At 39.9% G+C, this 21900-nt stretch carries 22 protein-coding genes, 2 pseudogenes and 2 riboswitches; of the genes and pseudogenes, 20 read left to right on the top strand and 4 right to left on the bottom strand.

Going from position 1 to position 21900, the window contains the following annotated elements; genetic code table 11:
• Positions 1 to 11: 11 nt before the first annotated feature.
• Together IGJ63_RS10985 and IGJ63_RS10980 are read left to right on the top strand one after the other, a co-directional pair.
• Entirely contained in the window at positions 12 to 362 is a 351-nt protein-coding gene (locus IGJ63_RS10985) for a DUF488 domain-containing protein (protein WP_002362343.1), read from the top strand.
• 13 nt (positions 363 to 375) lie between these two features.
• Positions 376 to 2214 carry an FAD/NAD(P)-binding protein gene (locus tag IGJ63_RS10980; protein ID WP_438746469.1) on the top strand — a complete coding sequence of 613 codons (1839 nt, stop codon included), beginning with the start codon at positions 376 to 378 and terminating at the stop codon, positions 2212 to 2214.
• 162 nt (positions 2215 to 2376) lie between these two features.
• On the opposite strand, the gene IGJ63_RS10975 is transcribed toward IGJ63_RS10980, so the two are convergent.
• Positions 2377 to 2544 carry a DUF3042 family protein gene (locus tag IGJ63_RS10975; protein WP_002356337.1) on the bottom strand — a complete coding sequence of 56 codons (168 nt, stop codon included), beginning with the start codon at positions 2542 to 2544 and terminating at the stop codon, positions 2377 to 2379.
• A gap of 267 nt (positions 2545 to 2811) precedes the next feature.
• Between IGJ63_RS10975 and galE the strand changes: the two genes are divergently transcribed.
• From galE to thiD, 8 genes are all read left to right on the top strand, one after another.
• Positions 2812 to 3804: a UDP-glucose 4-epimerase GalE gene (galE, locus tag IGJ63_RS10970; protein WP_002388439.1), complete on the top strand. Its 993-nt coding sequence runs from the start codon at positions 2812 to 2814 to the stop codon at positions 3802 to 3804.
• Complete coding sequence (locus IGJ63_RS10965) at positions 3785 to 5035, top strand: UDP-glucose--hexose-1-phosphate uridylyltransferase (protein ID WP_025191181.1); 1251 nt, start codon at positions 3785 to 3787, stop codon at positions 5033 to 5035. Before galE ends, IGJ63_RS10965 begins: the two co-directional genes overlap by 20 nt.
• A gap of 71 nt (positions 5036 to 5106) precedes the next feature.
• A complete protein-coding gene (gene dnaX / locus IGJ63_RS10960; protein WP_002376472.1) occupies positions 5107 to 6867 on the top strand; it encodes a DNA polymerase III subunit gamma/tau in 1761 nt (586 codons plus the stop codon).
• Between the two features lie 20 nt (positions 6868 to 6887).
• Positions 6888 to 7202: a YbaB/EbfC family nucleoid-associated protein gene (locus IGJ63_RS10955; protein WP_002382484.1), complete on the top strand. Its 315-nt coding sequence runs from the start codon at positions 6888 to 6890 to the stop codon at positions 7200 to 7202.
• A gap of 147 nt (positions 7203 to 7349) precedes the next feature.
• Positions 7350 to 7438, top strand: a riboswitch (TPP riboswitch).
• 140 nt (positions 7439 to 7578) lie between these two features.
• Positions 7579 to 8067: an energy coupling factor transporter S component ThiW gene (gene thiW, locus IGJ63_RS10950; protein ID WP_002356342.1), complete on the top strand. Its 489-nt coding sequence runs from the start codon at positions 7579 to 7581 to the stop codon at positions 8065 to 8067.
• Positions 8051 to 8869 carry a hydroxyethylthiazole kinase gene (locus IGJ63_RS10945; RefSeq protein WP_438746467.1) on the top strand — a complete coding sequence of 273 codons (819 nt, stop codon included), beginning with the start codon at positions 8051 to 8053 and terminating at the stop codon, positions 8867 to 8869. The genes thiW and IGJ63_RS10945 overlap by 17 nt, the downstream gene beginning before the upstream one ends.
• Complete coding sequence (gene thiE, locus IGJ63_RS10940) at positions 8866 to 9501, top strand: thiamine phosphate synthase (protein ID WP_002368794.1); 636 nt, start codon at positions 8866 to 8868, stop codon at positions 9499 to 9501. The genes IGJ63_RS10945 and thiE overlap by 4 nt, the downstream gene beginning before the upstream one ends.
• Positions 9498 to 10328, top strand: coding sequence for a bifunctional hydroxymethylpyrimidine kinase/phosphomethylpyrimidine kinase (gene thiD, locus IGJ63_RS10935; protein ID WP_002419287.1), 831 nt, complete (start codon positions 9498 to 9500; stop codon positions 10326 to 10328). Before thiE ends, thiD begins: the two co-directional genes overlap by 4 nt.
• Positions 10329 to 10420: 92 nt before the next feature.
• Here the strand turns inward: thiD and IGJ63_RS10930 are convergent, their stop codons facing one another.
• Positions 10421 to 10777 (bottom strand): winged helix-turn-helix transcriptional regulator, encoded by a 357-nt coding sequence (locus tag IGJ63_RS10930; RefSeq protein ID WP_002356348.1) that lies wholly within the window; start codon positions 10775 to 10777, stop codon positions 10421 to 10423.
• Positions 10778 to 10921: 144 nt separating this feature from the next.
• Between IGJ63_RS10930 and IGJ63_RS10925 the strand changes: the two genes are divergently transcribed.
• On the top strand, positions 10922 to 12112 hold the full coding sequence (locus IGJ63_RS10925; protein WP_002359426.1) for an MFS transporter: 1191 nt from the start codon (positions 10922 to 10924) through the stop codon (positions 12110 to 12112).
• A gap of 50 nt (positions 12113 to 12162) precedes the next feature.
• Here IGJ63_RS10925 and IGJ63_RS10920 read toward each other — a convergent pair whose 3' ends face one another.
• A complete protein-coding gene (locus IGJ63_RS10920) occupies positions 12163 to 13524 on the bottom strand; it encodes an MFS transporter (protein ID WP_002382490.1) in 1362 nt (453 codons plus the stop codon).
• Positions 13525 to 13687: 163 nt separating this feature from the next.
• Positions 13688 to 14473, bottom strand: coding sequence for a TraX family protein (locus tag IGJ63_RS10915; RefSeq protein ID WP_202254629.1), 786 nt, complete (start codon positions 14471 to 14473; stop codon positions 13688 to 13690).
• Positions 14474 to 14651: 178 nt separating this feature from the next.
• A riboswitch (TPP riboswitch) is annotated at positions 14652 to 14742 on the top strand.
• Positions 14743 to 14846: 104 nt separating this feature from the next.
• Here IGJ63_RS10915 and IGJ63_RS10910 point away from each other — a divergent pair.
• From IGJ63_RS10910 to IGJ63_RS10870, 9 genes and pseudogenes are all read left to right on the top strand, one after another.
• Positions 14847 to 15409: pseudogene (locus IGJ63_RS10910) on the top strand (ECF transporter S component).
• A complete protein-coding gene (locus IGJ63_RS10905; protein WP_368015360.1) occupies positions 15406 to 16764 on the top strand; it encodes an ABC transporter ATP-binding protein in 1359 nt (452 codons plus the stop codon). Before IGJ63_RS10910 ends, IGJ63_RS10905 begins: the two are co-directional and overlap by 4 nt.
• A pseudogene (locus tag IGJ63_RS10900) lies at positions 16755 to 17147 on the top strand (cobalt ABC transporter permease); the annotation flags it as partial. The gene IGJ63_RS10905 and the pseudogene IGJ63_RS10900, both read left to right, overlap by 10 nt.
• A gap of 308 nt (positions 17148 to 17455) precedes the next feature.
• Complete coding sequence (locus IGJ63_RS10895) at positions 17456 to 17770, top strand: YdcP family protein (protein WP_002324559.1); 315 nt, start codon at positions 17456 to 17458, stop codon at positions 17768 to 17770.
• Positions 17771 to 17788: 18 nt separating this feature from the next.
• Positions 17789 to 18178 carry a YdcP family protein gene (locus tag IGJ63_RS10890; RefSeq protein WP_025186486.1) on the top strand — a complete coding sequence of 130 codons (390 nt, stop codon included), beginning with the start codon at positions 17789 to 17791 and terminating at the stop codon, positions 18176 to 18178.
• A gap of 33 nt (positions 18179 to 18211) precedes the next feature.
• A complete protein-coding gene (locus IGJ63_RS10885) occupies positions 18212 to 19597 on the top strand; it encodes an FtsK/SpoIIIE domain-containing protein (protein ID WP_002324557.1) in 1386 nt (461 codons plus the stop codon).
• Positions 19598 to 19773: 176 nt separating this feature from the next.
• Complete coding sequence (gene mobT / locus IGJ63_RS10880) at positions 19774 to 20979, top strand: MobT family relaxase (protein WP_025186485.1); 1206 nt, start codon at positions 19774 to 19776, stop codon at positions 20977 to 20979.
• Positions 20980 to 21021: 42 nt separating this feature from the next.
• Positions 21022 to 21243 (top strand): hypothetical protein, encoded by a 222-nt coding sequence (locus IGJ63_RS10875; protein ID WP_001009056.1) that lies wholly within the window; start codon positions 21022 to 21024, stop codon positions 21241 to 21243.
• A gap of 116 nt (positions 21244 to 21359) precedes the next feature.
• Entirely contained in the window at positions 21360 to 21857 is a 498-nt protein-coding gene (locus IGJ63_RS10870) for an antirestriction protein ArdA (protein ID WP_002324555.1), read from the top strand.
• The last annotated feature ends 43 nt before the right edge of the window (positions 21858 to 21900 follow it).

Here is a 21900-nt window from a genome sequence, read left to right as displayed (position 1 = left end):
GGTGAAGGCAGATGATTCAAATCAAGCGAGCATATGAAGCACCGACAGAGCAAGATGGCTACCGTGTTTTAGTTGACCGTGTTTGGCCACGAGGAAAATCCAAGGAATCTGAAAAGTTAGATGAATGGCTCAAAGAAGTGGCCCCAAGTACAGAGCTACGGAAATGGTTTAATCATGAAGCAAATAAATATCCTGAGTTTAAACAAAAATACCAAGAAGAATTGAAACATGAGCCAACTGCCACAGCGTTTAAGCAGTTACAGACAATTGTAAAAAATCAGCCAGTAGTCACGCTGGTCTATGGGGCGAAAGATACAGTGCATAATCAAGCGGTTGTCTTAAAAGAATTATTAGAAAAATAGAGTAGGTGATTGGATGAAAATTGCAATTGTAGGTGCTGGACCCAGAGGCTTATCAGCTGCAGAACGAGTCATTGAATGGGCTCGTAAAACGGAAATAAATATTCAGCTCACGTTGTTTGATCCATACGGTCCAGGTGGGAAAATTTGGCGAGCAGAGCAACCTAATTATTTATTAATGAACACCGTGATTAGTCAAGTCACTTTATTTACAGATGAATCTTTTAGTGGCGAAGGACAAATTATCAAGGGACCCACTCTCTATGAATGGACCCAAACAGAAGCTGCGCAGTACATTCAACAGCAACAACCCTATAATTATCTTGAGTTGTTGAAAGAATGTCATCGCCTTGGACCGAATGATCACTGCTCGAGGGCTTTTTATGGCATGTACCAAAAATGGTTTTATACGTATTTAGCCACGCGATGTAACGAACAAACATCGCTGACGTTTTTTAAAGAGCCAGTAACTGCTGTACGGGCAGGAGAGGATAACTATTATGTGTACACCCAATCCATTGAGTTTACGGCAGACAAAGTAATTTTAGCCATGGGTCACCAAGAAAATGAATTAACGACTGTTGAACAAGAGCTTGCGGACTACGCCAAGGAGCATCGTTTGTTTTATTCTTCCCCTAAAAATGCGGCGGATGCTTTATTGGCACTTGCCAATATACCCGCAAAACAACCTGTTGTGTTAAAAGGCTTAGGTTTGGCATTTTTTGACTATTTATCTGCCTTGACGATTGGCCGCGGGGGTGTTTTTTCTCGTCAAAATGGCCGCTTACGTTATGAACCTTCTGGAAGAGAGCCTATTATTATTGCTGGTTCTGGTCGCGGTTTTCCTTCTCATCCTCGAGGGATTAATCAAAAAGGCTACGGGGAAACCTATCAGCCTGTTTTTTTAACCGAAACGTATTTAGCTGAATGTCGTAAAAAAGGACAGGTTACAGGCGCAGAGTTTTTTGGGTATTTAAAAAAAGAAGTGGAATATGTGTATTACACTTGCTTAATCGAAGAAAAATATCCGCATCTTTCTAAAGAGGCCTTTCAACAGCTGTTTATTCAAACCAAGGGAGCGCCGAAAAGCTTAGCCCACTTTGAAAAACAAGATTGGTTTGATTGGCAAGTGTTAGAACATCCTGAAACAAAGAAAACCACTCATGAACGTTTTCGTTCGTTTTTACTAGAGTATTTAAAATGGGATATTCAAGAAGCAGAGAAAGGCAATCTTAGCGGTCCTTTGACCACTGCTTTAGACAGTTTAAAAGATTTAAGAGATCAGATTCGCTTTGTTTTGGATGAAGGGTTATTAACGAATGACGAGAGTCAAAAGTGGTTGTGGCATTGGTTTACCCCGTTGAATACCTTTTTGTCAGTGGGACCTTCTGTTGAAAGAACAGAAGAGCTACAGGCGTTAGTTGAACTGGGATTAGTCACGATTCTGGGGCCAGAAATGCGTGTCGAAATGAAAGCGGGTCAATTTATTACTTATGCTAATTTGTTTCCGGAAAATCGGTATAATAGTCACTTTTTAATTGAAGCACGCATTCCCAAAGTTAATAATGAAAAAAGTTTGAATCCTTTAACGAGGCAGTTGTTAGCCGATAAGCTAGCTACGCTCCATCAACTGGCATTAGCTGATGGTCAAATAGTCAAAACAGGTGCACTCTTGATTGTGCCTGCCACGAATCAAGTCATCACAAAAGATGGACAGGTGGCGACAGGCCTTTTTAGTTGTGGTATTCCAACAGAAGGGATTCATTGGTTAACAGCCGCTGCAGCTCGTCCTGGTGTGGATCCTTGGAATATGCGCGATATGGATCGGATTGCTGCCACTATTTTTAATAGTTAAGAAAAATAGTCAGCTCCTTTGGTAAAAAAGAAAGCATAACAAGTGGTCATCCATCGCTTTGATGGATGACCACTTGTTATGCTTAAGAGAATCAACCGAGCCAGAAGCGCTCCTGTTGATTTCTTGGCGTTAGATTTTTTATCTCAACGTCACAGCTATTTTTTAACGTGCAATACGTTTACGCATCGCTTTTTTACGGTTTTCTTCAATCATATCTTCTTTTTCTTCAATTGGATCAATGACTGTTTTTTTAATAGTTGTAGCCACACCGGCTAAAGCAGCAACTGTGATAGCAGTACCGACTAACATACCTGATACAAATTTTTTCATCGTTCATTCCTTCTTTCAAATTGTATTTGTTTCTATTATGACGGAAAAAAGCAAAAAAATCCAATAGTTACAATGATTTTTCATAAACTCTACGACTAATTTAGAGATTTGTTAAAATTTACCAAGTCTTTTCTGTATTTTTATAGGAAAAATGAATAAGGAGAAATGGCCAAATTAAATCCTGTTTACAAAATGAAATAATTCAGAAGTAAACCTTATTTAATGGTACAATAGAAAAAGAAATTAGAGAGAAAAAGGAGCGTATTTATGTCTATTTTAGTATTAGGTGGCGCAGGCTACATTGGCTCACATGCCGTCGATCAATTAATTTCAAAAGGGTATGCCGTTGTGGTTGTTGATAATTTATTAACGGGACATCGTTCAGCAGTTCATGAACAAGCGACTTTCTATGAAGGCGATATTCGTGATAAAGCTTTTTTACGTAGTGTCTTTGAAAAGGAATCAATTGAAGGGGTGTTGCACTTTGCGGCCAATTCTTTAGTAGGAGAATCCGTGGAGAAACCGTTAATGTATTTCAATAACAATGTTCACGGCACTCAAATTGCCTTGGAAGTCATGCAAGAATTTGGAGTGAAACATATTGTTTTTTCTTCCACAGCGGCCACTTATGGCGAACCAAAAGCAATGCCTATTACAGAAGAAACCCCAACGAATCCTAAAAACCCGTATGGGGAAAGTAAATTAATGATGGAAAAAATCATGAAATGGTGCGACAACGCTTATGGAATGAAATATGTTGCTTTGCGTTATTTTAATGTTGCGGGAGCAAAAAAAGATGCCTCAATTGGTGAGGATCACACGCCAGAAACGCATATTGTGCCAATTATTTTACAAGTGGCATTAGGCCAACGAGCAGAGCTAAGTATTTTTGGGGATGATTATGATACACCCGATGGCACGTGCATTCGAGATTATGTTTATATTGAAGACTTGATTGCAGCACATATTTTGGCTTTAGAATACTTGAAAAATGGCGGCGAAAGTGACGTCTTTAACCTTGGTAGCAACAACGGCTATTCTGTTAAAGAAATGTTAGATGCTGCTCGCGAAGTAACAGGTCAAGAAATCCCTGCGACAATCGCCCCACGCCGAGCAGGGGATCCTAGTACATTAATTGCTTCTAGTGAAAAAGCCAAACGAGTTTTAGGCTGGCAACCAGAAGTAACTGAGGTCAAGGACATTATCGCCACCGCTTGGCAATGGCACCAAGCTCATCCACATGGATATCAAGAAAAGTAATAGGAGGAATGAATCGATGACCACGAGTCAAATGATTGCCGATTTTACCACACTTGCTATTCAAGCAGGTGGTTGGATGGAATTGGATCGCTTATATCTTCAGAACCGTTTATTATCAATGATTGGTGAACAAGAATTAGGCGAAGTAGACATACGGCCTGTGGCAACACCCGCCGCTGATTTGGCGGAACAATTGTGTCAAATTGCGAGTGCCAATCAACTTGTAAAAACAGAGCAACAAAAAGAACAGTTCGTGGTGCAATTGATGGATTTGTTGACACCGCCACCTTCTGTGGTTAATGCTTTTTTTGCACAACATTATGCCAAAGAGCCACAAGAGGCTACCGAGTATTTTTACCAACTTTGTCAAAAAAACGGTACGGTCATTGAACAGGAAGAACCTGTTGTTTTTTCAACAGTCTATGGTGATTTTTTAGCAAATAAGGTCCACAGTGAGGCGCCAAAAGCAACGCTCTCTGCACAAAGATATCCCCGCTGTGAATGGTGCATGGCAACAGAAGGCTACCAGGGAAGTCAGCAATTTCCTGCGACTACGAACCATCGAGTGATTCGAATGAACTTAGATGGCGAAAGCTGGGGGTTTTCCTTTGTAAAACAGGCACAATATCAGCAACAAGGTGTGATTGCGTTTGAAAAACATCAGGCAGCGAAACGTTCAGTTAAGACTTTTCAGCAATTGTTGAAAATTGTTGAGGTCTTTCCTCATTATTTTGCTGGGATTGATGCTGTCTTTGAACAAAATGAGCATGTCTATTATCAAACGGGTTTGCAACAATTTCCATTAGCCGAAGCGAGCATTTCAGAATATGTTGAGTTAGCTAACTATCCTTTAATCAACGCAGGAATGGTGAATTGGCCAGTTGCGACATTTCGCTTAGAGGGACCGAATGCGTCAGAAGTTGCCCAAGCCGCAAATGATATTTTTGAGCAATGGCAAACGCTGAAACTGCCAACGGATGAGATACAAATCGTTGCACGACGAAAAGAACTTTTATATGTCATGGACCTAATTTTTAGTCGACCTCAAGCAAAGCCTTCGTTAACGTTAGCAGAAGTCCAAGGTTTAATGACTTGGAGCAACCAGAAAACGCAGGCGCTTGAAACGGTCGCTTCAGCGTATCAACAGCGACTAAAAGAAGCCAGTGCGTTTGCAGAAACAAGTGAAGGAAAAGCGGCTTTTTTAGCAATGGTTGCGCCAGTGACTCATTAAAAGAAAAAAGATGCCGAATGACTAAAAATCACGTATAATAGATAAGAATGAAAAATAAGGGAGGGTAAAAAATGGCTTATCAAGCACTTTATCGGGTCTGGCGTTCACAACGTTTCGATGACGTAGTAGGACAAAAAGCAATTACTCAGACACTGAAAAATGCGATAGTGCAAAAGAAAACATCTCATGCCTATTTATTTACTGGCCCTCGTGGTACAGGTAAAACCAGTGCCGCAAAAATTTTCGCTAAAGCGATTAACTGTAAACATAGTCAAGATGGTGAACCTTGTAATGTTTGTGAAACCTGTGTAGCCATTACGGAAGGTCGTTTAAATGATGTCATTGAAATTGATGCAGCGAGTAATAATGGCGTGGAAGAAATCCGTGATATTCGTGATAAAGCAAAGTATGCACCGACGCAAGCCGAGTACAAAGTTTATATTATTGATGAAGTTCATATGCTATCAACAGGCGCGTTCAATGCACTTTTAAAAACCTTGGAAGAACCGCCACAAAATGTTATTTTTATCTTAGCAACGACTGAACCACACAAGATTCCGTTAACGATTATCTCACGGACGCAACGCTTTGATTTTAAGCGAATTAGTACGCAAGATATCGTCGATCATATGGCCCATATCATGCAGGAAATGGCTCTCGATTATGAGGAACAAGCCCTTTATGTGATTGGGCGTGCTGCGGAAGGTGGGATGCGAGATGCCTTGAGTATCTTGGATCAAACGATTTCATTTAGTGATGAAAAAGTAACACTGGAAGATGCAATGCAAGTGACAGGCAGCCTAACCTATGAAATGATGGATCATTATATTCAGTGTTGTGTCGCCGGTGATGTTGAACGAGCATTAGAAGGCTTGGAAAGTATTTTAGGCGAAGGCAAAGAAGCGCGCCGTTTCTTAGAAGATTTGTTATTATATTGTCGAGATTTGCTGATGTATCAGCAAGCACCGAAGTTATTAGCAGAAAAAGCAGGAACTTTGACAGAAGCATTTAAGGAACTAGCTACACAAACACCTGCTGAAAAAATATATCAACTAATCCAAATTTTAAGTGACACACAAAATGAGATCCGCTTTACCAACAATGCGAATATCTATCTGGAAGTAGCCACTGTCAAATTAGCTAAAACGGTGCAATCTAATAAACACAACACGCCAGAAACAACTAATCAAGGTGGTAGTGCAGAGGGAAATCCAGAATTAGCAGATTTACAAAATCAAATCGGGCAACTGAAGAAAGAACTGGCTGAATTAAAGAAACACGGTGTAGCTGCTAAAGAAGCAGATGCTCCACGTCAACAAGCACGACCACAAGCGCCAAAAAGTTCGTTCCGTGTACCCACAGAACGGGTATATCAAGTCTTAAACGAAGCGACTAGAACACATTTAATGAATGTGAAAAATGTTTGGGAAGACTTACTGCAAACATTATCTGTGACTCAACGAGCGATGCTAAAGGCTAGTGAACCTGTCGCAGCGAGTCCTAAGGGGATCGTGGTGGCATTTGACTATGAGATTGTTTGTGCTCGTGCAACAGACGATGAAGAGATGCAGTTAGCTTTCAATAATAATTTAAGCCGTTTGATGGACTATACACCAGAGATGGTCTGCATTACTAGAGAAAGCTGGCCAAAACTAAGACAAAGTTTTATTAACCAAAATCAGGGCAGTTTGAATCATTCTGAACCTGAAAATGAAATGGCTCGTCTAGCGGACGAACCGCCTGTAACAAATGAACATTCACAAGAAAATCCAGTAGTAGATGAAGCAATCGCTATGTTTGGTGAAGAGCTTGTCGAAGTACTAGATGATTAATACGAAGGAGTAGAGGAATTATGATGCGAGGAATGGGCAACATGCAAGGCATGATGAAACAAGTACAAAAAATGCAAAAAGAAATGGCCAAAGCGCAAGAAGCGCTAAATGAAAAAGAATTTATCGGTGAAGCAACCAATCAACTTGTGACAGCGACCTTTACTGGTGATCGCACAATGAAAGATTTGACCATTAAAGAAGACGTGGTTGATCCTGAAGACGTTGATATGTTACAAGATTTAGTCATTATGGCTGTCAACGATGCGTTAGTAAAAATTGAAAAAGAAACCGAAGCAACTTTAGGTAAATACACTAAAGGAATGCCAGGATTCTAAAAAATAAGACAAACGAGAGTATGAAAAACGTCATGCCCAAAAAATCGAACTTTTTGGGCATGATGTTTTTTCTGTTTTTGTGGGAAAACTCTTTGGCAATTTTAGTAGTCGCTTCCAAAAAACTATGCTATACTAAAGCCAATTAAAGAGAAACATTTGGGGTGCTATTAGCTGAGATTATACCCATGGAACCTGAAACAGTTAGGACTGGCGCAGGGAAATGTCTTGAAATTTTGACCGATTATTGCACCCAACTACGTTTATTTGTGGTTGGGTTTTTCTGTCTTTTTCAGTCGCGCCTCCTTTTGCTTCTCGCAGAAAGGAGTTTTTTTACGTGGAAAAAAATCGAATCCACAGAGTTACGTTACTGGCATTAATGATTGCGATGGACGTTGTATTATCGCCGTTAATGCGAATTGAGGGAATGGCCCCTATGTCCAGTGTCATGAACATTATTGCCGGAGTTTTATTAGGTCCTCTTTACGGAACGCTCATGGCACTTGTCTGCGGCTTAATCCGTATGACGTTCTTAGGTATTCCTCCATTAGCGTTAACAGGTGCCGTCTTTGGCGCGTTTTTTGCTGGTTTATTTTATCAATGGGGACAAAAATTAGGCTGGTCGATGCTAGGAGAAATTTTTGGTACAGGCATCATTGGCTCGTTATTGTCCTATCCTGTAATGGTTTGGTTTACTGGCAGTAAGCAGAATTTTTATTGGTTCATTTATACGCCACGATTTATCGGCGCCACACTGATTGGTTCAGTGATTGCTTGGCTTGTCTTAGTAAAACTGAAAGAAACTCGGGTATTTAAACAAACACAGGAATTATTTTTGGGAGGGTACTTTTATGAAAACAAGCGTTAAGTTTGAAACGATTTTTCCACTGACAACGGCACCATTAATTCAGTGCATTACGAATGAAATTACGTGTGAGTCTATGGCGAATGCATTACTTTATATTGATGCTAAACCCATTATGGCAGATGATCCCCGGGAATTTCCGCAGTTGTTTCAGCAAACCAGTGCCTTGGTTTTGAATTTAGGCCATTTATCACAAGAACGAGAGCAGAGCTTGTTAGCAGCTAGTGATTATGCTCGGCAAGTGAATAAACCGACCGTAGTCGATTTAGTTGGTTATGGCGCTAGTGATATTCGCAATGAAGTTGGGGAAAAGCTGGTGCACAATCAGCCAACCGTTGTGAAAGGGAATCTTTCAGAAATGCGGACTTTTTGCCAGTTGGTGAGTCATGGCCGAGGAGTGGATGGCAGCCCTTTGGATCAAAGTGAAGAAGCAATTGAGGAACTGATTCAGGCTTTACGTCAACAAACGCAAAAGTTTCCCCAGACGGAATTTTTAGCAACAGGGATTCAAGATGTCTTGGTTAGCCAAGAGCAAGTGATTGTCTTACAAAATGGTGTTCCTGAGTTGGATTGTTTCACTGGCACGGGCGATTTAGTCGGCGCATTAGTTGCCGCTTTATTAGGTGAAGGCAACGCGCCAATGACTGCGGCAGTAGCCGCAGTGAGCTATTTTAATCTTTGCGGAGAAAAAGCCAAGACTAAGAGCCAAGGGCTGGCCGATTTTCGCCAAAATACGTTAAATCAGTTATCTCTTTTAATGAAGGAGAAGGATTGGTTTGAGGCGGTGAAAGGACGAGTGCTATGAGAGAGCAATTGAAAGTTTATTTGGTGACAGGACGGTATGATTTTAGTGATACTGAATTTTTAAAACGAATTGAAACTGCTTGTCGCAGTGGAGTGACATTGGTCCAACTGCGCGAAAAGGAAGTGTCAACACGGCGCTTTTACGAATTAGCAGTGAAAGTTAAAGCGGTAACAGATGCGTATCAGATTCCGTTGATTATTAATGATCGTGTCGATATTTGCTTGGCAGTGGATGCGGCAGGTGTGCATATAGGGGATGATGAATTACCGGTTGCTCTTGTGCGAAAACTGGTTGGGTCCACAAAAATCGTAGGTGTTTCAGCCAAAACGGTGGCACGAGGAGTTGAAGCGGAAAACGAGGGCGCCGATTATTTAGGCGTGGGCGCAATTTTCCCCACAACGACTAAGGACAGTCCGTTAACTTCTTTGCAGACACTTTCTGAAATTGCTGCAGCAGTCACGATTCCTGTTGTGGCGATTGGTGGGATCAAAGAAGAAAATATAGAACAACTTATGGGAACGGGAGTGGCTGGTGTTTCACTGGTCAGTGAAATTATGCTGGCTGAACAGATAACCGAGAAAGTTCAAGGGTTGATGCGTGTAACGGAGCGAATGTTGGAGGCGAGAAAATGACCGAATATAATTTGACCCCACAAGTAGTCACGATTGCTGGTTCTGATTCTGGTGGGGGAGCTGGCATGCAAGCAGATTTAAAAACATTTCAAGCGCGGCAGGCATTTGGCTTAAATATTGTCATTGCATTGACGGCACAAAATACGTATGGCGTACAAGAAAGTTTGCCGATTCCTAGTTCATTTATTGATGCACAATTCCAATCACTGGCGGCTGATTTTAAAATTGGGGCAGCGAAAACGGGGATGTTAGCAGATAGTGAGCGTGTCGAAGCTGTTGTTCGCAATTTGCAGAAAGTTGATTTTGGTCCGTTGATTGTCGATCCTGTAATGGTGGCTAAAGGTGGACACCATTTGTTAGAAGCCGAGGCAGTTCAAACGATTAAAGAGCAACTGTTGCCATTAGCAACGGTCGTGACACCTAATTTACCAGAAGCGGAAGTTTTACTAGAGACGACCATCAAGACAGAACAAGAAATGCAGACCGCAGCAAAAAAATTACAGCAATTGGGCACAAAAAATATTATTATGAAAGGCGGACATAGCACAAATCAACAAGCGGCTGATTATGTGTTAATGGAAGACGGTTCGAGCTTTTGGCTAAGTGCACCGCGAGTTGTAACAAAAAATACTCATGGAACAGGAGATACTTTTTCAGCGTGTATCGCAGCCGAATTAGCAAAAGGTACGCCGTTAGAAGCGGCGATTGTGATTGGCAAACAGTTTATACAAGGGGCCATTAGCCAAGCAATTTCTGTTGGACATGGCCACGGACCCACTAATCATTGGGCCCAATTAACGCAAGATATTCAAGTTATTAAAGCATAAGAAGAGCCTGGGGAAAAATCTAAAATGATTTTTCCCCAGGCTTTAAATAGCTTAAAGTTCCCTCTTAATATAGTTTATAAACGTTTTGTTCACTAATCTTCACATTTTAAATAAATTTCTTGGCCTTGTTCTTGCAAATGAGCCACGTGGGATTCTCCCCAATTACATAAGTTATCTAAGACAGCAGAGAGGCTTTGACCATAATCGCTTAAATAATATTCGACTTTTGGTGGAACTTGGTTGTAAACTTTCCGCTCGATAATGTTGTCTTCTTCGAGTTCCCGTAATTGTTGTGTCAGCATTTTTTGACTAATGCCAGTAATGCCGCGTTTTAAATCGCTGGGGCGCATGGCGCCGTGCCGTAAATTACACAGAATAATTGGTTTCCATTTGCCGCCAATAACATCCATCGTTGCTTCGACACCAATCGCATATGTACGAGTTTCCAAAAAACATTCCTCCTTAATAGGTTGATAATAAACAAAAGTTACTAAAAGGTACCTATGATACAAAAAAGTAGGTACTTATCAAAATTTCAATCTTAGTATATAGTAATTTTTGTTGAAATTCAAATGTTTTTTAGGAGGAAGAGAATGGAAAAGAAAATTTCACCAAATTTAACGCTCTTTGCATTAGCTATCAATGCTTTCGCAATCGGTTCAACAGAATTTATTAGTGTGGGTTTATTACCAATGATTGTTAAAAGTTTTCATATTAGTCTTTCCCAAGCAGGTTTGACTGTTTCTTTATACGCTTTAGGTGTGACGATTGGGGCGCCGTTATTAACAATTTTGACAGGAAAATGGAATCGTCGCTCATTAATGCTGGGGATTATGCTTCTTTTCATTAGTGGGAATTTAATTGCTGCGTTTGCGCCAACGTTTATTATTTTATTGGTAGGGCGGATACTTTCTGCATTGGCGCATGGTATTTTCATGTCTGTTTCGACTGTCATCGCCGCAGATGTTGTGCCGCCGTCACGTCGAGCTAGCGCTATTGCTATTATGTTTACGGGCTTAACGGTTGCAACAGTGACTGGCGTACCTTTAGGGACGTTTATTGGGCAACAAACAGCTTGGCATATGTCCTTTCTTTTTATAGCCAGTATTGGCTTGGTGGGACTGATTGCTAGTTATTTTTTAGTTCCCAAAAATTTACCGATACCAGGGAAGGTTGACTTAAAAGGAATCACGCGGATTTTTACGAACAAACCCCTCGTTTTTTCTTTTCTAATTACTGCTTTTGGTTATGGTGGAACGTTTGCTGCATATACGTACTTGTCACCGTTATTGGAAAATTTAGGCTTTTCAGCCAACGCGGTAGTGATTATTTTAGTTGTTTATGGCGTAATGGTCGCAATTGGCAATACAGTAGGTGGTCACTGGGCAAATAAAAAACCTTTAGATTCGTTAGTAAAAATGTTTAGCTTATTAATTCTGTCCTTAGTCTTTTTATTCATTACTGTTTTAATGGATAACAGTCTTCTAGGCTTATTAGCAAGTTTGATGTTGGGTCTATTTGCCTTTATGAATGTACCTGGTTTACAACTATATGTTGTAGAATTAGCGGAAAAGTATGTTCCAGAAGATATCACTTTGGCCTCAGCTTTTAATATTGCAGCCTTTAATATTGGGATTACCGTTGGCTCAATGACAGGTGGGGTAGTCACAGATCATTTATCAGTAACATATACACCGATTTTTGGTGGCTTTATCGTGCTAATTGCTGTCTTGTTCGTACTTTATATTCGGAAGCAAGAAGAACAAAAAAACAACTATCTTTAGAAAACTAAAAAAAGCAGCTGGTCACTATGGAACTGACCAGCTGCTTTTTTTTAAGCTTTTTTGCGGAAATAATTCCAGCAAGCAATTAAAACAATTACTAATAAGGTTAACAAGAAAATCAGAGAAATAAGGGAGCCCATCGTTGTCCCCTGAGCAAAATTATCTGCGTGGTCTTGAGCGATATTAATAATCGTCGCTACAATGGCCGTCGCAATAGCGCCAGAAAATTGTTGAAGTGTATTAAATAACGTATTGCCGTCGCCAAAATCTTTCTCCTCTAACAAGCTCATACCAGTCGTCATCATATTACTGTATGCAAAACCTAGACCAATCATATAGGTAACATGTCCAGCGACGAATCCTAATAAAACAGGCATCTCTAGTAAAATTGTTAAAGCTAGCCAACCGATTGTCGCCAAACTTAAGCCAAATAATATAGGTTTTTTAGCGCCGTATTGATCCAACACTCGTCCAGAAAGTGGTGCTAAAATGGCCCCAACTGTAGCACCTGGCAGCATGACTAGCCCAGCTACAAACGCATTTTTTCCAAGGACGATTTGAACAAAGTTTGGTAAGACAAAGGAAATACCTAACAATAAGAATTGACAAACTAAAAAGCCACATAAAAATAAAACAAAGGCGGGATTTTTTAAAATTGTCAAACGAACTAGTGGCTGTTCAGCCGTCGTTGCTCGTTTATAAAAAATAACAAAGCCAATAACGGCTGCCAGAAGTGAAAGCCAGCCAAACAATGTGCCAATTTTACTTAAAAACATCAACAAACCACTAAATAACAGGGCAATACCAATTAAACTAACCAAATCAAGAGTGGTGGTTTTTTTAACAGGTATTTCTGGAATAGCAGATAATCCCATAAACAAAGAAAGTAGTAAAATAGGAATTAAGAATAAAAAGATGGCGTGCCAAGACAGGGAAGATGTTAAGATTCCACCATACGTTGGACCAATGGCTGGAGCAATTGAAGTGGTCAATGTGCCTACCCCCATCATCGTTCCTCGTTTTTCCAGCGGGGTAAAGTTCAAAATAATATGAAACATCAGTGGCAAAGCAATCCCAGTGCTAGCCCCTTGGAAGAGTCGGCCTAATAACAAGATACTGAAAGATGGCGAATAGACATCAATCGCTAAACCAATCAAAAAGAAAAGATTCGCAACGATAAATAAGCGTCTTAGTGAATAGGTTTTTAATAAATAATTGGATAAGGGCACCATGATAGAAATAACTAATAAATAAATCGTTGTCACCCACTGCACGGTACCGGTGGAAACACCAAATTCCTTTGTTAATGTCGGAAAGGTTACATTCATTGCTGTTTCAATTAATACGCCAGCAAAAGACATAATTCCTGTCGCTAAAACGGCAGGGAATAATCGTACGTTTTTTTGTTCCATTTAATCACCTCTATAGTTTTCATTTTTTCGTAAAAAAATAGAAGCAGTTTCTATAAGAATAGAAACCGCCTCTCTCTCGACACGCAACTTGCGTGTTATCTGTACGATTTGTTTACATGTTGCATTGTAAACAGTTTTTAGGCAATCGTCAAGCAGAAAATAATTAACGTTGCATGAAGAAACTAATAATTGCAAAAATAGCAATGTGAGCTGGATAGAAAATATAAAAGAAATTCCGCATGCCACGGCCTTTTTCACCATTATAAAGAACAATTGGAATCGCTGCTAAAATCATCATCCATTGGTGGTTCACCCCGAATAGTTCTTGGAAATTATAGCTGGCTGCTGAAATCAACGCAACAACGCCAATCGCTGAAACTTGTAACCACTTTTTGCCATGGAATAAATAAAAAGCCACGGCCAAGAGAACAAATAAAAATCCACCTTCTGTCATCATTAGTGATGGCACAATCAGATTGAAAAGTTGGAAACCAATTAAGATAGCAGGATTGCTTAATATGTCTGGAGAACTAAAAACAACGAAAGGTAGAGCGCTGATTAATAAAGGCACAATAAACCAAAGAAGCCCTTTACCAATTTGTTTTTGTTTAAAATAGTCCATAGACTGCATGTAGACCGTACCTAAAAATAACGTCCCAAAAATATTATTGATAATTAAGCCACCTGTTGAAAAATACGCATTTAAAATGCCGTTCAGAATCCCCATAATCCAGAAGCCTAACAATAACCGGAACATGTATTTTCGCCGATTGCTTGTGTGAATGAAGCCTTCAGAACTTTCAAATAAGAAAATAGGTGCAGCAATTCGTCCAATCCATCCGAACCAACCAGGCACGCCTAAAAAACTAAAAAATTGCAATAGATGGTCAAAGACCATTGAAATAACCCCAATGACTTTCAAATGAAAGCCAGTTAATGTTTTACCCATAGTATAAACGCCTCTCTTTCATAAAGAACAATATAACAAAGTCCAGAACAACCAACCATTTATTTGCCTAACAGTTATCTTACAAAATTGTTTGATTTCTTCAGCTTTTGATGAAAGAAAAAAGTGCCAAGACTAGTTTTTATAATTATTCTATGCTATAGTAAAAGTACATTTTAATAAAAAACATTTGGGGTGCTGTTATGGCTGAGATGATACCCATTGAACCTGATGCAGTTAGTACTGTCGCAGGGAAATGCCGATTTACTTTGATTTTTCACGCACTCATTCTGTCCTAGGATGAGTGTGTTTTCTTTTATCAGGGTTTATTTAAGTCACTCCTTTTGCTTTTTGTTAAGAGAAAGGAGTTTTTTTATTGAAAAAATGGTCATTGCAACAAGTCGTCTTACTCGCTTTTTTAGCCTTTTTGTTTGGCGGTGTTTTATGGGGGCAGGGTTCCTCTATGCGTTATTGAATGCTGCGCTGTTACCATTAGGACTGAGTCCATTTGCCAATGAGCTTTTATTTGGAATGTGGACCATGGTGGCACCAATTGCAGCGATGCTGATTCCACGAGCGGGAAGTGCTGTTTTGGCGGAAATTTTAGCCGCTTTGGCAGAAATGCTTTATGGTTCGTATTTCGGACCTAGTGTATTAATTTCTGGTGTGATTCAAGGCCTAGGTAGTGAAAGTGGCTTTTTTGTGACACGCTACAAACGGTACGATACACTCACGTTATTTTATAGTGCGATTGGGACGACTATTTTTAGTTATGTGTATGAATACTTTAAGTTTGGTTATGGCAATTACGGTCTGGGGATGAACATTGCTTTAATTAGCGTTCGGTTCGTTTCCATTTGTTTCTTTGGTATTTTCTTAACGAAAGTTATTTTACGAATGTATCAGTCTGCGCAAGGGTTAGCTGTGAAGGCAAAATGAATAGTATCCAATTAAAAGCTGTGTCCTTTTCACGAGAACAACCCTTGTTTGAAAAGACAAATTTAGCAATTCCTCAAGGAACGTTTTCCTTATTAATTGGCGATAGTGGTAGTGGAAAATCAACGCTCTTACGATTGATTGCCGGATTTGCTCCGCTTGATTACCAAGGAGAAATTTTGATTGAAGGAATGGAGCGCCGACAATTATCAACTCGTGAAAAGGCGCAAAAAATTGGCATGCTGTTTCAAAACCCCAGTCAACAATTTACAATGAAAACCTTGGAACGAGAACTGATTTTTGCTTTAGAAAATTTAGGAATCTCGCCTGAAGAAATGAACCGAAAAATCCAAACAGCGCTTCAACTTGTGCAGACTCAAACCTTATTCACACGAGAATTAGCGACGTTATCTGGTGGTGAAAAACAAAAAGCGGCGTTGACAGTTCTGCTAGCAATGAACCCAGATATTCTTTTATTAGATGAACCTTTTGCAAGCATTGATCCAACCTCTCGAAAACAATTTATTCAAATCTTAGCAAGACTCCATCAAGCAGGCAAAACGATTTTGGTGTGCGACCACGATTTCAGCGATTACGCTGATGTTGTGGACCAAGTCGTCACGTTGAAAAATGGCCAGTTTGAAAAGCAACCGTTGACGTTTATCAAAACAAAACCGCAGACATTTCAACTGACAAATTCTGTGGTAAAACAACCAATGCTCCAATTGAAAAATTTTCGTTTGTCTCAGGGGAAAAGAGTGCTACTTGAAGAAAAAGAAGCGCTTTTTTTTAAAGGAATTACCACGTTGACGGGGCCAAATGGGGCGGGGAAATCCACCTTATTAAAAGCCATCGTTCAGAGACAAAAATATCAAGGAAAAATGTTCTTGGCAGGCCGCCGCTTGCGGGCTTCAAAAAAATTGTATCAACACATGACATTAGCGGTGCAACAAGCCAATCGTCAGTTTGTCACGTTGACTTTACGAGAAGAGCTTTTGTTTGGTCAGAACATGACAGCAGAAAAAAGAAGAAAACAAGAGGAAGCCTTAACTTTTTTAGGTTTAAAAGAAAAACTAGAGCACAGTGTTTTTCAACTAAGTGAAGGGCAAAAAAAGATGGTGCAATTAATTAGTTTGCTGAGCTTAGATTTGGACTGTTTACTTTTAGATGAACCTTTTGCTGGATTAGATGAGCGAGCATGCAATTATTTTGTTGAATGGATCAAAGAAAAAAGTGCGCAACAAGATTTTCTAATCGTCACGCATCGGCTAGAACCTCTCTCTGGCGTGAGCAATTACCGAATAGAATTGCTGCATCAACAACTGATTATCTGGCAGGAGGGAACCACATGCAAATAAAGCAAACAAATGCAGCAATTTATGCTTCTTTGATTCTTATTTTGACCTTTGAATTATCTTTTTCTCAGTCAATTTTGGCAAATTTGGCGGTTTTTATGGGTTGTATCATTTTTTTAATAGGCCAGCGAAAATCCCGCTTACTGCTTTGGTTATTTTTCTTGCCACTTTTACCAGCAATCGGGACGTTTTGGTCTATTTATTTGCATGGTACGAGTAGTCAACAAGCCTGGCTTTTGTTTAGTCGAACGTATGCCTTTGCCGGTTTAGGACTAGCTTTTGCTGTAGGTGTTGATTTTGAAGAATTATTGTTGTTATTGGAACAAAAGGGGCTAGCACCGAACTTTGTTTATGGAATTTTAGTGGTGGTTCACGCCTTACCGGATGGAAATGTACCATCAAGACACCTGCTAAGAACCGCATAACAGCAGGCAAACAACTTCATATCAAAATTTAAAATTGAATAAATACATATAAAGAGCCATTTGATTTTTCATATCAAGTGGTTTTTGTTATGTATATGGAGCAAGACGCTTACTAATTCCATTATGGGAAATAGGAGCGTCTATTTTTTTACCCAATTTTGAAAGGACGTGATACCACGAAAGCAAAAAATCAAGGTCGTTCCCCACCCAATAGACCATCAAACAAATTAGATTCATGAAACCATTAAACAGAAAGGATAGGTAAAAATATGGAACTTAAATTTGTCATTCCCAACATGGAAAAAACATTCGGAAACTTAGAATTTGCTGGCGAGGATAAAATCGTACAGCGAAGAATCAACGGACAGCTTACTATCTTATCAAGAAGCTATAACCTCTATTCAGATGTTCAAAGAGCAGATGATATTGTGGTGGTACTTCCTGCTGAAGCTGGCGAAAAACATTTCAGTTTTGAAGAAAAAGTAAAGCTCGTCAATCCACGTATTACTGCCGAGGGCTACAAAATCGGTACTCGTGGCTTTACGAACTACATCTTAGAAGCTGACGACATGATTAAGGAATAGAAAGAAAGAGAGGAAAACATTATGAGATTAGCCAATGGCATTGTTTTAGAAAAAGACGCTACGTTTGGGGAATTAAAGTTCTCTGCACTCCGACGTGAAGTAAGAATCCAAAATGAAGACGGGTCGGTATCAGATGAAATCAAAGAGCGTACCTATGACCTTAAATCCAAAGGACAAGGACGTATGATTCAAGTGAGTATTCCTGCCAGTGTTCCACTGAAAGAGTTTGACTATAACGCACGAGTGGAGCTTATCAATCCTGTTGCTGATACGGTGGCTACTGCTACTTTTCAAGGGGCAGATGTGGACTGGTATATCAAGGCTGACGATATTGTGCTAACAAAGGATTCTAATTCCTTTAGAACACAACCTCAACCAAAGAAAGAACCTGTTATAGATAAACAGTAGCACTTCCGTTAGAGAGAAAGGAGGATTTTACCCATGAAACAGCGTGGTAAAAGGATTCGCCCATCGGATAAAGATTTAGTCTTTCATTTTACGATTGCTTCACTTCTGCCTGTTTTCCTGCTGGTTGTCGGACTGTTTCATGTGAAGACAATCCAGCAGATCAACTGGCAGGATTTAGACCTACTACAAGTAGATAAGATTGACATTCCCTATTTAGTTATCAGTTTCAGTGTCGCAATTCTTGTTTGCTTGTTAGGTGCTTTTATATTCAGAAGATACAAGTACGATATGTTCAAACAGCTACAGCACCGTCAAAAGCTGGCGAAGATGATTCTTGAAAACAAGTGGTATGAATCAGAACAAGTCAAAACTGATGGTTTCTTCAAGGATAGTACCAGTCGGACAAAGGAAAAGATAACCTACTTTCCCAAAATGTATTATCGCCTTAAAGATGGCTTGATAAGTATACGTGTTGAAATCATGCTGGGGAAATATCAAGACCAGCTCTTACACTTGGAAAAGAAGCTGGAAAGTGGCTTGTACTGTGAGCTGACCGACAAGGAGCTAAAGGATTCTTATGTAGAATATACCTTGCTCTATGACACCATAGCCAATCGACTTTCCATTGATGAAGTACAAGCCAAAGATGGCAAGTTACGCTTAATGACGAATGTCTGGTGGGAATATGACAAACTCCCTCACATGCTGATTGCTGGGGGAACTGGTGGCGGTAAGACCTACTTCATTTTGACACTGATTGAAGCTCTACTTCATACCAATTCAAAACTGACTATCCTTGACCCAAAGAATGCTGATCTTGCAGACTTAGGCTCTGTGATGGGAAATGTCTACTACAGGAAAGACGATATGCTTTCCTGCATTGACCGTTTCTATGATGAAATGATGAAACGCAGTGAAGTTATGAAAAAGATGGAAAACTACAAGACAGGCGAAAACTATGCTTACTTAGGATTGCCAGCTCATTTTCTTATCTTTGATGAATATGTGGCTTTTATGGAAATGCTGGGAACAAAGGAAAATACCGCAGTGCTTAACAAGCTCAAACAGATTGTTATGTTAGGTCGTCAAGCTGGATTCTTTCTGATACTGGCTTGTCAAAGACCCGACGCAAAATATTTAGGCGACGGAATCAGAGACCAGTTTAATTTTAGAGTGGCTTTAGGTCGTATGTCTGAAATGGGCTATGGCATGATGTTTGGAAGTGACGTACAGAAAGACTTTTTCCTAAAGCAGATTAAAGGACGTGGTTATGTTGATGTTGGAACAAGTGTCATCTCTGAATTTTATACTCCCCTTGTACCTAAAGGACATGATTTCTTAGAGGAAATAAAAAGGTTATCCCACAGCAAACAGGACACGCAGGCGACGTGCGAAGCGGAAGTCGCAGGTGTGGACTAATCTTGCTGGCTGGTGTGGCGACAGCCACGCCAGCACTTAACCCCCCGTATCTAACAGGGGGGTACAAATCGACAGGAAACAGGCAAAAAAATAGTAGAAAATCCTTTGGTTACAAGGGATTTAGAAAATTTCGGTGTATGTCAAATGAGCTTTAAAAGTTGACATACGCCTTTTTGATTGGAGGAATTTCACTGAATGAACAAACTTGGGTACAGCATTTAAAGGAAAAACGCTTATCTTATGGACTTTCTCAAAACCGACTGGCTATTGCTACAGGCATTACAAGGCAATATCTTAGCGACATTGAAACTGGCAAGGTCAAGCCATCAGACGAATTACAACTGGCACTTTTAGAAACGCTGGAACGCTTCAATCCCGACGCTCCCCTTGAAATGCTCTTTGACTATGTAAGGATTCGGTTTCCAACAACAGACGTACAGCATGTGGTCGAGGACGTTTTACGATTGAAACTTTCCTATATGCTCCATGAAGACTATGGCTTCTATTCCTATACCGAACATTATGCTTTAGGCAATATTTTCGTCCTATGCTCTCATGAGCTGGATAAAGGGGTTCTAGTGGAATTGAAAGGTCGTGGGTGCAGACAATTTGAAAGCTATCTCTTAGCACAACAAAGAAGCTGGTATGAGTTCTTTATGGACGCTTTGGTGGCTAGTGGCGTGATGAAACGCCTTGACCTTGCCATCAACGATAAAACAGGGATTTTGAATATTCCCATACTGACGGAAAAATGCCGACAGGAAGAGTGTATTTCGGTGTTCCGCAGTTTCAAGAGCTATCGCAGTGGCGAACTGGTACGCAAAGATGAAAAGGAATGTATGGGAAACACACTTTATATCGGTTCATTACAAAGCGAAGTCTATTTCTGTATCTATGAAAAGGACTATGAGCAGTACAAGAAAAATGATATTCCCATTGAAGACGCAGAGGTTAAAAACCGTTTTGAAATCCGACTAAAAAATGAGCGTGCCTATTATGCAGTACGTGATTTACTTGCCTATGATAATCCAGAGCATACAGCTTTTAAGATTATCAATCGGTATATCCGCTTTGTGGATAAGGACGATTCAAAAGCACGTTCCGATTGGAAACTCAATGAAGAATGGGCATGGTTTATTGGAAACAATCGTGAACGATTAAAACTAACCACAAAACCAGAGCCTTACTCTTTCCAAAGGACACTAAACTGGCTATCTCATCAAGTCGCCCCGACCTTAAAGGTTGCTATTACACTTGATGAAATTAACCAGACGCAGGTTGTGAAAGACATTCTCGACCATGCGAAACTGACAGACCGACACAAGCAGATTTTAAAGCAACAGTCGGTAAAAGAACAGGACGTGATAACGAACAAAAAATAACTTAAATACAAATTTACTGAATACAGAAAGGAGAACATTTTTATGAATTTTGGACAAAACCTTTATAACTGGTTTCTATCAAATGCTCAATCACTGGTACTTTTAGCAATCGTTGTAATTGGCTTGTATCTTGGCTTCAAGCGTGAGTTTAGTAAACTGATTGGCTTTCTCATCATTGCGATTATTGCGGTGGGCTTGGTGTTCAACGCTGCTGGAGTAAAAGACATTTTATTAGAGCTATTTAATCGCATTATCGGTGCTTAAATTAAACCGTTATTTTGTGGAATATAAGTGGTTTTCTTATGTTCCGCAAAAGAATGGCACACCAAACGAAGTGCGGTAGGGATTTTTGAATCTCTACACAGAAAGGACGTGAACACATGGACGATATGCAAGTCTATATTGCCAACTTAGGTAAATACAATGAAGGAGAATTAGTCGGTGCTTGGTTTACCTTTCCCATTGATTTTGAAGAAGTCAAAGAGAAAATCGGCTTGAATGATGAATACGAGGAATACGCCATTCACGATTATGAGTTACCCTTTACGGTTGACGAATACACTTCTATTGGCGAACTCAATCGCCTATGGGAAATGGTATCGGAGTTGCCAGAGGAACTACAATCCGAGCTATCTGCTCTGCTCACTCATTTTTCAAGTATTGAGGAACTAAGCGAACATCAAGAGGATATTATTATTCACTCGGATTGTGATGATATGGAAGATGTTGCCCGTTACTACATTGAAGAAACTGGTGCTTTAGGCGAAGTACCAGCCAGTCTTCAAAACTATATTGATTACGAATCCTATGGTCGTGATTTAGAACTTTCGGGAACATTCATTTCTACCAATCATGGGATTTTTGAAATCACTCATTAAGTCTGTCGGTACATTACTACTGGCAGAGTTTCTTGTTTGCGGG

The organism is Enterococcus sp. DIV1375a (assembly GCF_051712205.1).
Lineage (GTDB): Bacteria > Bacillota > Bacilli > Lactobacillales > Enterococcaceae > Enterococcus > Enterococcus faecalis.
This window is presented reverse-complemented; position numbering and strand designations above follow the sequence as displayed.

Bases quoted from the DNA above. Each gene is read 5' to 3' on its own strand.
- IGJ63_RS10905 (WP_368015360.1), top strand. From the start codon at position 15,406: ATGAATAGTATCCAATTAAAAGCTGTGTCCTTTTCACGAGAACAACCC.
- IGJ63_RS10915 (WP_202254629.1), bottom strand. From the start codon at position 14,473: ATGGGTAAAACATTAACTGGCTTTCATTTGAAAGTCATTGGGGTTATT.
- IGJ63_RS10925 (WP_002359426.1), top strand. From the start codon at position 10,922: ATGGAAAAGAAAATTTCACCAAATTTAACGCTCTTTGCATTAGCTATC.
- IGJ63_RS10875 (WP_001009056.1), top strand. From the start codon at position 21,022: ATGAATTTTGGACAAAACCTTTATAACTGGTTTCTATCAAATGCTCAA.
- thiW (WP_002356342.1), top strand. From the start codon at position 7,579: ATGATTGCGATGGACGTTGTATTATCGCCGTTAATGCGAATTGAGGGA.
- thiE (WP_002368794.1), top strand. From the start codon at position 8,866: ATGAGAGAGCAATTGAAAGTTTATTTGGTGACAGGACGGTATGATTTT.
- IGJ63_RS10945 (WP_438746467.1), top strand. From the start codon at position 8,051: ATGAAAACAAGCGTTAAGTTTGAAACGATTTTTCCACTGACAACGGCA.
- galE (WP_002388439.1), top strand. From the start codon at position 2,812: ATGTCTATTTTAGTATTAGGTGGCGCAGGCTACATTGGCTCACATGCC.
- IGJ63_RS10885 (WP_002324557.1), top strand. From the start codon at position 18,212: ATGAAACAGCGTGGTAAAAGGATTCGCCCATCGGATAAAGATTTAGTC.
- dnaX (WP_002376472.1), top strand. From the start codon at position 5,107: ATGGCTTATCAAGCACTTTATCGGGTCTGGCGTTCACAACGTTTCGAT.
- IGJ63_RS10985 (WP_002362343.1), top strand. From the start codon at position 12: ATGATTCAAATCAAGCGAGCATATGAAGCACCGACAGAGCAAGATGGC.
- thiD (WP_002419287.1), top strand. From the start codon at position 9,498: ATGACCGAATATAATTTGACCCCACAAGTAGTCACGATTGCTGGTTCT.
- IGJ63_RS10920 (WP_002382490.1), bottom strand. From the start codon at position 13,524: ATGGAACAAAAAAACGTACGATTATTCCCTGCCGTTTTAGCGACAGGA.
- IGJ63_RS10955 (WP_002382484.1), top strand. From the start codon at position 6,888: ATGATGCGAGGAATGGGCAACATGCAAGGCATGATGAAACAAGTACAA.
- IGJ63_RS10975 (WP_002356337.1), bottom strand. From the start codon at position 2,544: ATGAAAAAATTTGTATCAGGTATGTTAGTCGGTACTGCTATCACAGTT.
- IGJ63_RS10965 (WP_025191181.1), top strand. From the start codon at position 3,785: ATGGATATCAAGAAAAGTAATAGGAGGAATGAATCGATGACCACGAGT.
- IGJ63_RS10895 (WP_002324559.1), top strand. From the start codon at position 17,456: ATGGAACTTAAATTTGTCATTCCCAACATGGAAAAAACATTCGGAAAC.
- IGJ63_RS10870 (WP_002324555.1), top strand. From the start codon at position 21,360: ATGGACGATATGCAAGTCTATATTGCCAACTTAGGTAAATACAATGAA.
- IGJ63_RS10980 (WP_438746469.1), top strand. From the start codon at position 376: ATGAAAATTGCAATTGTAGGTGCTGGACCCAGAGGCTTATCAGCTGCA.